General features: G+C 60.6%; 9 protein-coding genes, 3 tRNA genes and 1 pseudogene. 6 read left to right on the top strand and 7 right to left on the bottom strand.

Going from position 1 to position 11,012, the window contains the following annotated elements; translation table 11 throughout:
- The 3 genes and pseudogenes from IP85_RS22440 to IP85_RS16215 all read right to left on the bottom strand — a co-directional run.
- Positions 1 to 62 (bottom strand): annotated as a pseudogene (locus tag IP85_RS22440) (elongation factor Tu); the annotation flags it as partial.
- A 224-nt stretch (positions 63 to 286) separates the two neighbouring features.
- Positions 287 to 360 (bottom strand) — tRNA-Gly (locus tag IP85_RS16220).
- A 21-nt stretch (positions 361 to 381) separates the two neighbouring features.
- Positions 382 to 466: transfer RNA gene (locus IP85_RS16215), tRNA-Tyr, on the bottom strand.
- A 218-nt stretch (positions 467 to 684) separates the two neighbouring features.
- On the opposite strand from IP85_RS16215, the gene rlmB reads away from it, so the two are divergent.
- From rlmB to IP85_RS16200, 3 genes are read left to right on the top strand one after another with little or no spacing between them, the layout of a single operon-like run.
- Positions 685 to 1,566, top strand: a complete 882-nt coding sequence (rlmB, locus tag IP85_RS16210) for a 23S rRNA (guanosine(2251)-2'-O)-methyltransferase RlmB (protein ID WP_054150702.1) — start codon at positions 685 to 687, stop codon at positions 1,564 to 1,566.
- Complete coding sequence (locus tag IP85_RS16205; protein ID WP_054150701.1) at positions 1,566 to 2,360, top strand: HAD-IIB family hydrolase; 795 nt, start codon at positions 1,566 to 1,568, stop codon at positions 2,358 to 2,360. The genes rlmB and IP85_RS16205 overlap by 1 nt, the downstream gene beginning before the upstream one ends.
- Positions 2,361 to 2,398: 38 nt before the next feature.
- Entirely contained in the window at positions 2,399 to 3,613 is a 1,215-nt protein-coding gene (locus tag IP85_RS16200; protein WP_054150700.1) for a glycosyl transferase, read from the top strand.
- Positions 3,614 to 3,640: 27 nt separating this feature from the next.
- On the opposite strand, the gene IP85_RS16195 is transcribed toward IP85_RS16200, so the two are convergent.
- Both IP85_RS16195 and IP85_RS16190 read right to left on the bottom strand, forming a co-directional pair.
- A complete protein-coding gene (locus tag IP85_RS16195; protein WP_054150699.1) occupies positions 3,641 to 4,615 on the bottom strand; it encodes an MliC family protein in 975 nt (324 codons plus the stop codon).
- Between the two features lie 85 nt (positions 4,616 to 4,700).
- A tRNA-Thr gene (locus IP85_RS16190) sits at positions 4,701 to 4,776 on the bottom strand.
- A gap of 194 nt (positions 4,777 to 4,970) precedes the next feature.
- Between IP85_RS16190 and IP85_RS16185 the strand changes: the two genes are divergently transcribed.
- From IP85_RS16185 to IP85_RS16175, 3 genes are all read left to right on the top strand, one after another.
- Positions 4,971 to 5,744 carry an NAD kinase gene (locus tag IP85_RS16185; RefSeq protein WP_054150698.1) on the top strand — a complete coding sequence of 258 codons (774 nt, stop codon included), beginning with the start codon at positions 4,971 to 4,973 and terminating at the stop codon, positions 5,742 to 5,744.
- An 8-nt stretch (positions 5,745 to 5,752) separates the two neighbouring features.
- Positions 5,753 to 6,229 (top strand): hypothetical protein, encoded by a 477-nt coding sequence (locus IP85_RS16180; protein WP_054150697.1) that lies wholly within the window; start codon positions 5,753 to 5,755, stop codon positions 6,227 to 6,229.
- Between the two features lie 91 nt (positions 6,230 to 6,320).
- Entirely contained in the window at positions 6,321 to 7,040 is a 720-nt protein-coding gene (locus tag IP85_RS16175) for a class I SAM-dependent methyltransferase (protein WP_245280886.1), read from the top strand.
- 54 nt (positions 7,041 to 7,094) lie between these two features.
- On the opposite strand, the gene prfB is transcribed toward IP85_RS16175, so the two are convergent.
- Positions 7,095 to 8,223, bottom strand: a protein-coding gene (gene prfB / locus IP85_RS16170) for a peptide chain release factor 2 (RefSeq protein WP_171901550.1) whose coding sequence is annotated in 2 segments (ribosomal slippage) — positions 7,095 to 8,153 and positions 8,155 to 8,223 — 1,128 coding nt in all. Because the reading frame shifts where the segments join, the coding sequence is not laid out codon by codon here.
- A gap of 105 nt (positions 8,224 to 8,328) precedes the next feature.
- Entirely contained in the window at positions 8,329 to 10,782 is a 2,454-nt protein-coding gene (locus IP85_RS16165) for a penicillin-binding protein 1A (RefSeq protein WP_054150695.1), read from the bottom strand.
- Between the last annotated feature and the right edge of the window lie 230 nt (positions 10,783 to 11,012).

Raw genomic sequence — 11,012 nt, 5'->3', positions numbered from 1 at the left:
ACGTGGCCGATCGTGCCGATGTTGACGTGCGGCTTGTTGCGCTCAAACTTACTCTTTGCCATTTGAATGCTTCCTGTGAACGAAACGGGGTTGCCCCGGCGAACCGGTTTGGTCCCGCCGTTTAAGGCTTTCATGCGCAATGCGCAAGCGTTAAATAACAAGCCTTCCGGAGGCCGAAACGCACGGTTTCCACAGCCGAATCCTGCAGCTGCGCAAAGCACTTCACGCAAGGCGAAGCAGCGCTGGAAAACCGTTTGAAATTCGAACGTTAGGATCGGAAGGTGTCTGGAGCGGGTAACGGGAATCGAACCCGTGTATTCAGCTTGGAAGGCTGCTGCTCTACCATTGAGCTATACCCGCATTTTCAGATCCGAGGACGAATGGTGGAGAGAGTTGGATTTGAACCAACGTAGGCTGAGCCAACGGATTTACAGTCCGTCCCCTTTAACCACTCGGGCATCTCTCCATTCTTTCGTCCGGATCTGGCGACCAAGCTTTCTAGTCCAGACCAGAGTGCGTCGCCCCCTGATCTGCGGCGGGTATATGACGGCCCAACCGGCTCATGTCAACACGAAGTTTGACGAAAAATTCCGAAAAGTTTCATAGGCCAGACACATGCCCGGACGCACAGGGGATTTTCTGCCTGGGTCTATGCCCGTCCCCTGCCCGCCGCTATAAGGGCGCATGGCCAAAGATCCGAAAACCGAAAAAACCGCCCGCGACACCCATTATGCAACGCTGCGCCGCCAGGTGCGCGATGCCAAGCGTGAGCGGGGCGAAATCCCCACTCCCGGGCCGCAGAAGCCACGCAAGAGCAATGCAGACTGGACGCCGCCGAAACTTGCACCCGAACAGGTCCTGCTCTACGGACTGCATACCGTGCGCGCCGCCCTCGACAATCCCGAGCGCAAGCTGATCAAGCTTTCGGCGACACAGAATGCGCTCGTAAGGCTCGAGATCTCGTCTGTGGAAAACCTCGGCATCCCCTTCGAGACGGTGACGCCGCAGGACCTCGACAAGATCCTTGGTCCCGAAGCGATTCATCAGGGCGTCATGCTGGAAACCCGTCCGCTTCCCCCGCGCCGACTGGAAGCGTTGAAAGACAGCCCGCTGATCCTCGTGCTCGACCAGGTGACCGATCCCCACAATGTCGGCGCGATCATGCGCTCGGCGGTCGCCTTCGATGCGGGTGCTGTCATCACCACCCAGCGACACAGCCCGACGGAATCGGGCGTCATGGCGAAGTCGGCTTCCGGCGCGCTGGAACTCATCCCCTATATCCAGGTCACAAACCTTTCGGATGCACTGGCAGAGCTGCACAAGCTCGGCTTCTTCTCTGTTGGTCTCGATTCGGAAGGCCCCGCCCCCATGGAAAAGGCGCTCAGCGGGGACCGCATCGCGCTGGTGCTCGGTTCCGAGGGCAAGGGCTTGCGACAGAAGACGCGTGAAACCGTGTCGGCACTCGCACGCCTCGACATGCCCGGCGCCATCAAGTCGCTCAACGTCTCCAATGCGGCGGCGATTGCACTCTACGCCTCACGCCAGCATCTGGCGCCCAAGGCCTGATGAAGCTCGTCTTTTCCGATCTCGACGGAACGCTGCTCGATCACGACAGCTATTCCTTCGAGGCGGCAAGGCCGGCTCTCGAGCTGCTCAAGGCGCGCGGCATTCCACTCATCCTTGCCAGCAGTAAGACAGAAGCCGAGATGCGACCGATCGCGGAAGCGATCGGTATTGCCCATCCGATGATCGTCGAAAACGGCGCGGGCGTCGTCGGACTCGATACGGAAACAGCCTTCTCCAAGGGGAATTTGCAGAGTCCTTACAGCGACCTGCGTTCTTTTCTTGGGGAATTACCTAAGGAGCTCGGCGCCTGCTTCGAAGGCTTTGGTGACTGGGACACGGCGCGGGTCGCCTCTGAGACCGGGCTACCATTCCCGGCTGCCGCACTTGCTCGCCAACGGCACTTTTCCGAGCCGGGGCGCTTTACCGGCACCGAGGCGCAGAGGCAGGCATTTATCGCGCTGCTTGACGCGCAAGGTTTCACCGCCGTGCAGGGCGGACGCTTCTTCACCTTGATGCCCAAGACCTCCAAGGCCGAGCGCATGGCCGAGGTCGTCGCACATTACCAGCGCCTCAACGGCGGCGAGATAATCCGCACAGTCGCGCTCGGCGATGCGCCGAACGATCTTGCGATGCTGGAAGCCGCCGATTGCGGCATCATCATCGCCAATCCCGCACACAAGGCCCTGCCCGTCACAGAGCGGGAAGAGCGGGGCTTTATCCTGCGCTCGGAACAAATCGGCCCGGAGGGCTGGAACATCATGATCCACCAACTCGTTGCCACGGGGTTTCTCTGAGTCGGCAGCAACCGGCTTCATCACGAAAGGATTTAGACATGGCGGATTTTCACCAGAACGGCGTGGTTGCCACCCTGCACAATCTCAGGGAGCGATCGCTGGAACGGATGGAGAAAGAGCTCACCGTCTTTTCCGCCTCGCGACCGATCACGCTGATCCTGCCATCGCTCTATTCCGAACTTGAGGCCCCTGCCCTCGAACACATCGTATCCGAGCTGTCGCAGGCACCCTACATATCCGAGATCGTCATTGGCCTCGACCAGGCCGACCAACAGCAGTTCCGCCATGCGAAGCAATACTTCTCGCGGCTGCCGCAGAAGCATACAATTCTCTGGCATGACGGGCCCCGGCTGCGTGCCGTCGACGAGAAACTGAAGGCCGAGGCCCTTTCGCCCGACCAGCCCGGCAAGGGACGCAATGTCTGGTTCTGCATGGGTTATGTGTTGGCCGCCCGGCAGGCCGGCGTGGTTGCCCTGCATGACTGCGATATCACCACCTATTCGCGCGACATGCTGGCACGGCTCGTCTATCCCGTCGCCAATCCGCGTTTTCCTTACGTTTTCTCCAAGGGCTATTATCCGCGCATCGCCGACCGATCGCTCAATGGTCGCGTGACAAGGCTGCTGGTCACGCCGCTGCTGCTCAGCCTGGAAAAGGTCATCGGACACCACCCCTATATCGACTTCCTCAAGGCATTCCGCTATCCGCTCGCCGGCGAGTTTGCCATGCAGACCCAGATCCTCTCCGATATCCGGATTCCTTCCGACTGGGGGCTGGAGATCGGCGTCCTCTCGGAAATGTGGCGCAACTACTCGACCCAGTCGATCTGCCAGGTCGACATTGCCGATTCATATGACCACAAACACCAGCCGCTCTCGCCCGAGGATGCGGCCAAGGGCCTGTCGCGCATGTCTGTAGACATCACCAAGGCGCTCTACCGCAAGCTCGCGACCGACGGGGTCGTGTTCGGCAATGACGCCTTCCGGACGCTCAAGGCCACCTATTACAGGACGGCACTCGATCTGGTGGAAACCTATTACCACGATGCCCGGATGAACGGGCTCACCACCGACCGGCATCGCGAGGAACAGGCTGTGGAGCTCTTCGCGGCGAACCTGATCGAGGCGGGCCAGGTCTATCTCGACAATCCGAATGCCACGCCCTTCATGCCGAGCTGGAACCGAGTGCAGGCCGCCCTGCCCGACCTGTTGCGCGACATACAGGATGCCGCGCGGCTCGATGCCGAAGACTGAACGGGAATCTTCTGCCGGCCTTCACCTTCACATGGAAGGACGGCAGACGAGGTCGCCATCCACGGCAACGAAGGACGTACCGGATGCTGAAAGCTTGCGCTCGACCGGATAGTCGATGACGCTTGGCCAGGCTTCGATCGCCTTGGCAGCGTCCGGATCGGCATCGATTGCCGGCTGATAGGCGGGGCGGCAATCGGGCATAGGACGATCGGCAGCGAGACCAAGCTCCTGGCGGATGGTCGCAGCACAGGTCTCCGGAGCCGCCAGTAAGGAACAGGAAGCGGCATAGGTGCGGCGATAGCGCAGGGTAAGCTCCTCTCCGACCAGGGAGAGAGCGGCAAAATCGCCGGCAATCAGATCCTCAATCAGTCGTGCACCAGTGCGGGCGTCATAGACGACGAATGGCAGGCCGCCATTCAAGCCATCGGCACCGCGGAAGAAGGCGTAAGGACCGACCGCACCCCAGAGATAGCCGGCCGTGTCGTCCTCTATCTTGCGGTCGAGCGTCGGATTGAGCTGGCAGGGGCCCTCGGAGGACGCGATGTAGATCCCTGCTGCTCCCTTTTCGCCGAGATCGAGTTCTTTCAAGGCGAAGTTCGGATAGCGCAGGCAGGTGAGCTTGCCCTTCATGTCAAAGCCGGTGTCCTTTTCGGCGAGTTCGACCTCGGCGCGCGTGGCGCGATCGAACTGACCCGCCGCCTCGCCGGCATTGCGGCAGGTGACCGGCGCCATGCGGCCGATGGCAAACTGTATTTCCTCGCCCTTGCCGCGCATCTCGTAGCGGCCATTCGAATACCAGAAGCCGCTCGCCGCCTCCTGCTGCGGCAGCCCGATCTTCGTGCCGTCGGGGATCGTCACCTCGGCTTGCGCGTCGCTGAACGCAACGGTGAGCGAGGTGCCGTCTTCACATGCATATTTGATGTCGGCAGCCCGGCTCTCGGCCGACAGCAGAAACAAGGCAGTCGCGGCCAAAGCCAGACCGGCATGAAATGTCTTGCGCATCGGATCTCCATCGGCTGTCGGCCGAGACCATGCCAAACAAGTGCCTGTTAGGACAATGGGAAAAACGAAAATGTGTGGCGAGAAGTGGTGCCCCCGGCAGGGTTCGAACCCGCGACCCCCTGATTACAAATCAGGTGCTCTACCAACTGAGCTACAAGGGCAGTGCGGGGTGTTTAGGCGGAAATCGGTTTGCGGTAAAGCAAAAAATCGGGCCAGGGTTAGCGGAAATGGTGAATAAGTGACCGCAGGCCAAATGCTTCGCCCGCCGGCGCGCCGAACCGATTCCCGGGCAAAACGGCTTGTGGTTACAGGTAGATGTCATGTACCACTTGGCGACATTTCATCAGGGCTCGCCATGTCTCGCACGTTCCGGTCGCTCGCCTTCATCGCCTCCAATACGGACGAAGCCCAGGCTTCGCGCAATGAGCTGATTCGTCGCTACGGCCATACCGAGCCGGCCGAGGCCGACGTCATTGTGGCCCTCGGCGGCGATGGCTTCATGCTGCAGACGCTGCATGACACGATGAACACCGGCAAGCTGATCTACGGCATGAATCGCGGCTCCGTCGGCTTCCTGATGAACGACTATTCGACCGACAATCTTCCCGAGCGGATCTCGGCGTCGGTCGAGAACGAATTTCATCCGCTGAAGATGACCACGAGTAATTCGGACGGGTCGGTCTCCTTCGCATTGGCGATCAACGAGGTCTCGGTGCTCCGGCAGTCCTACCAGGCAGCCAAGCTCCGGGTGATTGTCGATGGACAGGTACGGCTCGAGGAACTGATCTGTGACGGTCTGATGGTGGCGACGCCGGTGGGTTCGACCGCCTACAATCTTTCCGCCCATGGGCCGATCCTGCCGCTCGAGGCACCGCTTCTGGCGCTGACACCCGTCAGTGCGTTCCGGCCACGACGCTGGCGTGGAGCGCTGCTGCCCGACAAGGTGACCGTGGTGCTCGAGGTGCTGGAGCCGGAGAAGCGGCCGGTCAATGCGGTGGCCGACCATACCGAGGTCAAATCGGTTCTTCGCGTCGAGATAGCGCAATCGGAAGATACGACGGCGCGTATCCTGTCGGATCCCGATCGCTCCTGGTCGGACCGGATCATAGCCGAACAGTTTTCCGATTGAGGTTCCCCATGAAGGCTCTCACCGTCTCCGCCCTACTGGCCCCTATCCTGTTTTCCGCTCCCGTCATCGCGGACGAGATCAGTGCGCTGCCGGTGACGGCAACCTTTGTGATCAGCGGCGGCTATTGGGAATCAGGGGCGGAAGGTGCGGCTAATGTCGAGACGCCGGTTGAAGCCGGCGAACGCGGCTATTACAAGCTGGTCGCGATCCGCCAGCAGGACCGAACCGCTCGTATCCATCTGCAGATGATCGCCTCTGGCGAAGGCGGGCTCAGGCTTGTCGAGAGCGTCGAGCTCGAAGAATTCACGGCCATCAAGCCCTATGTCACCGGCATTCGTCCCGAAAGCATGACCGGAGTCGCGGCAACGCCCGGATTCTTTGCCACCGTCTATCTCAAGACTTCGCCGGAAACCGATCGTGTCGAGGAATGGACGGTGCTGATCGACGAACTCGGCGACATCAAGGTGGAACGCGCGAGCAACTGATGCTGCGTTAACCAAGCATTAAGCATCAGATTTACAAGCACAACACGAATTGCCTATGGGTTTCCTTCTCTGCCAGCGTCAGGAACCCTTCATGCTCAACATTTCCCCGACTTCTTCGGGCAATCGGTTCCGTCGCAGACGCATCGAACAACTTCGACGAATGATCGACGATGTCGTTCGGACGAAGGGCACCTGCCGCATCATCGATCTTGGAGGGACTGCCGAGTTCTGGCAGACATGGCAATACCAGCTCGATCTGGCGCACACTTCGGTCGAATGCATCAACGTTGCGGACCAGTCCGAGAACCAGGGCGGCCATCTGCCAGGCGTGAAAACCACGATCGGCGATGCCTGCTCGCTTCCGATGTTCGAAGACAATGCCTTCGATATCGTCTTCTCCAACTCGGTGATCGAGCATGTGGGATCCTGGGCCAGGAAGCGGGCCTTCGCCGCTGAAGTCAGACGGCTTGCGCCATCCTACGCGATCCAGACACCGAGCTTTTCTTTCCCGATCGAGCCGCATGCGAGGCTGCCCTTCATCCACTGGCTACCCAACCCGATGCGGTATCGGACACATCTGATGATGCGCACGGGATTTTATCCGAAGGCCGCCAACCTCGACGAGGCCATGGGCGCGTTGGAGGATGCGAGCCTGCTGGATCGGCGTCAGATGCAGCACCTGTTCCCGGACGCCTCGATCTGCACGGAGACCTTCCTCGGATTTGCGAAGTCCTTCACAGCGATACGCCACACCGTGGCGGGTACTCAGGCCGGGGATACGCCTGGGGTGGCGAGCAAGGTATCGGCATGAAAAAAGGCGGAGCACCCGGTGCCCCGCCTTTTTAATGTCCATTGACCGATCTGATCAGTCGATGTCGGAAACCTCAGATGCCTTGCCGCTGATGCGGTGGGCGAGAGCGGCTTCCATGAACTCGTTAAGCTCACCGTTCAGGACGCTATCCGGATCGGTGCTTTCGACACCGGTGCGCAGGTCCTTGACCAGCTGGTAGGGTTGCAGAACGTAGGAGCGGATCTGGTGACCCCAGCCGATATCCGTCTTGGAGGCGGCTTCGGCATTGGCCAATTCTTCGCGCTTCTTCAGCTCGACCTCGTAAAGGCGGGCGCGCAGCATGTCCCAGGCCTTGGCCTTGTTCTTGTGCTGCGAGCGTTCCTGCTGGCAGGCAACCGCGATGCCGGTCGGAATATGCGTGATACGCACGGCCGAGTCGGTCGTGTTGACGTGCTGGCCGCCGGCACCCGACGAGCGGAAGGTATCGATGCGGCAATCGCTCTCGTTGATGTCGATCTGGATCGAATCGTCGACCACGGGATAAACCCAGATGGACGAAAACGAGGTGTGGCGACGGGCGTTCGAATCATAGGGCGATATGCGGACCAGACGGTGCACGCCCGATTCGGTTTTCATCCAGCCATAGGCATTGTGGCCCTTGACCAGGATGGTCGCGGACTTGATGCCGGCCTCTTCGCCGTCATGCACTTCCAGCACTTCAACCTTGAAGCCCGAGCGCTCTGCCCAGCGGGTATACATGCGCAGAAGCATGTTCGCCCAGTCCTGGCTTTCCGTGCCTCCGGCGCCGGAATGGACTTCGATATAGGTGTCGTTGCCGTCGGCTTCGCCAGACAGCATGGCCTCGACCTGACGCCGTGCGGCTTCCGTCTTCAGGGCCTTCAGCTGGTCTTCGGCGTCCTTGACGACGCTTTCATCGCCCTCTTCCTCGCCCATCTCGATCAGCTCGATGTTGTCATTCATCGCCTGTTCGAGGCGCTTCACGCCAGCAATGCTGTCATCCAGCTGCTGGCGCTCGCGCATCAGCTTCTGCGCTTCCTGGGCATCGTTCCAGAGGTTCGGATCCTCGGCCTTGTTGTTCAACCAGTCCAGTCGTCTTATCGCCTGGTCCCAGTCAAAGATGCCTCCTCAGCAGGCTTATGGCCTGCTTGATTTCGTCGACGACATTCTCGATTTCATTACGCATGCGTTCGGTTCTCAACCTCTGAAACTGGTGAAAATCTGGTCTTCCGCATAGTTGCGCCCGGCCCTGATGTAAAGGGCCGGGTCGCGACTGATGGTCATATGAGGGTTAGAACAGGCCGCCGGAACCCGAGGTCACGGCCTGGTTGGCCTGCGGCGAGTCGCGCAGAATTTCTTCTGGCGGCGCGTAGCCGTCCATGCCGATGATCGAGAGCGTGTCGGCCGGACCCGTGCCGGGCTTGAAGGCCTCGATGATCGTGTCCGGCTCGCCCTCATAGGCGAACATGCCAGTGGTTCTGTTGACCGGAATGAAGCTCATGCCGGCGGGCACGAAGAACTGGCCGGGTGGGGTGTCGGCCGTCGCCATCTGCATGAAGTCATTGAAGACGGGGGCTGCAAGCGAACCACCGGTCGAGCCACGCCCCATGGGCGCCGGCTGATCGAAACCGATATAAACGCCGGCGACCAGATCGGGCGTATACCCGACGAACCAGGCATCTTTTTCGTCATTCGACGTACCGGTCTTGCCAGCAACGGGGCGGTCGAGCTTGATCTTGCCGCCTGCCGTACCGCGGGTCACAACACCTTCCATCATAGAGGTGATCTGGTAGGCGGTCATCGGATCGAGAACCTGTTCGCGGTTGTCGACGACGACAGGCTCTTCCTGACCGGTGAAGCGCTCGGCGTTGCAGGCCTCGCAGATGCGGTCTTCATGACGGAAGATGGTCTTGCCGTGACGGTCCTGGATACGGTCGATCAGTGTCGGCTTGATCTGCTTGCCGCCATTGGCAAACACGGCGTAGGCGGAGACCATGCGCATGACGGTGGTTTCACCCGAGCCGAGCGACATGGCGAGCACCGGGTTCATCTTGTTGTAGATACCAAAGCGTTCGGCATATTCAGCGACGAGGTTCATGCCCATGTCGTTGGCGAGGCGCACCGTCATCAGGTTACGCGACTTCTCGATGCCGAGGCGCAGGGTCTGTGGGCCGGCCGATCCGCCGCCATAGTTCTGCGGACGCCAGACCTGGCCGCCGGAGACGAATTCGACGGGCGCATCCATGATGACCGACGCCGGGGTGTAACCGGTGTCGAGAGCGGCCGCGTAGACAAAGGGCTTGAAGGACGAACCCGGCTGACGCATCGCCTGTGTCGCGCGGTTGAATTCGGACTGGGCGTATGAGAAGCCACCGGCAAGTGCCAGCACGCGGCCGGTATGCGGGTCCATGGCGACGAGACCGCCCTGCACCTTTGGCAACTGGCGGAGACGGTAGGCACTTGAACCCTCTTCCTTGGCCTCGACATAGACCACATCACCCGGATTGAGGACACCGACGGGCGACTTGGTCGACTTCCGATCGGCACTCGCGGAGCGGAAGGCCCATTCCATGTCATCGGGTGCAATGCGGCCACGAACCCGCTCGGCGACGACCTGACCACCGCCTTCCTTGGCCGGCTGCAGGCCGATATCGACGCCATCGGCGGCGACGTCGAGCACGACGGCGACCTTCCATTCCGGCACGTCGGCAAGCCCGGAGATTTCGGCGAGCGGAACGCCCCAGTCGCCGTCCAGCGAAATGGTCTTGATCGGCTCACGGAAGCCGCGACGCTGATCGTAGGTCAAGAGGGCCGATTGCAAGGCCTTGCGGGCTGCGATCTGCATTTTCGGGTCGAGCGAGGTGCGGACCGAAAGGCCACCTTCGTAAAGTGCCTTGTCACCATATTTCTCGATGATCTGGCGGCGGACTTCCTCGGCGTAATAGTCGGACGCGAAGAGCGAGGAGCCGGTGCGACGCAGATTGACGCCGAGCGGTTCCTTCTTCGCCTCTTCGCCCTCTTCCCGGACAACGAAGCCATTTTCGACCATGCGGTCGATGACCCAGTTGCGGCGCTCAATCGCCGCCTCGGTGCGGCGGAAGGGATGGTAGTTGTTCGGCCCCTTCGGCAGGGCTGCGAGATAGGCTGTCTCGGCGATGGTGAGTTCAGTCACCGACTTGTCGAAATAGGTGAGCGCTGCGCCGGCGATGCCATAGGCGTTCAGGCCGAAGAAGATCTCGTTCAGATAGAGTTCGAGGATCTTGTCCTTCGAATAGGCCTGCTCGATGCGGAAGGAAAGGATCGCTTCCTTGATCTTGCGGTCCATGGTCTGGTCGGATGACAGAAGGAAGTTCTTTGCCACCTGCTGGGTGATCGTCGAAGCGCCCACCGGGCGACGGCCAGACCCGAGGTTCTGGACGTTCACCAGGATCGCGCGGCCGAGGCCGGTGATGTCGACGCCGGGATGGTTGTAGAAATTCTTGTCTTCAGCAGAAAGGAAAGCCGCCTTGACGCGGTCCGGGATCGCCTGGATCGGCAGGAACAGCCGGCGCTCGCGGGCATATTCGGCCACAAGCGCGCCGTTGCCGGCATGAATGCGGGTCGTTACCGGCGGCGAATAGCTGGCGAGAACCTCGTAGTCCGGCAGGTCCTTGGTCACACCTATCAGATAGACGGCAACGACCGCCGCGACGCCGAGCGCAAGCACGGACGCCAATCCGAAGAGATATCCAATCAGTCTGATCATGTTTCCGCTACCGGCTCTGCTTCAGGTTCGCGCGCCCTTTTTTAGAGCTTCGCATACCCTGTGGCGTTTTGCACGTCATGCGGTGGATGGCAAGACATGCGGACTTCACGTGTAAGGCCCCGCGATTCGAAATCGCTCACCTTTGCGTAACCTACATCGGAGTAACGGAGACAATGTGAGGAAAATAGGGCCGTTAGCGGCAGAAATCCGCCTCGACCACAGGTTCCCTC

The organism is Rhizobium sp. AAP116 (assembly GCF_001295785.1).
In the GTDB taxonomy this organism is placed as follows: Bacteria; Pseudomonadota; Alphaproteobacteria; order Rhizobiales; family Rhizobiaceae; genus Allorhizobium.
Note: the sequence above shows the minus strand (reverse complement) of the source record. Positions and strands in the feature narration are given on the sequence as shown.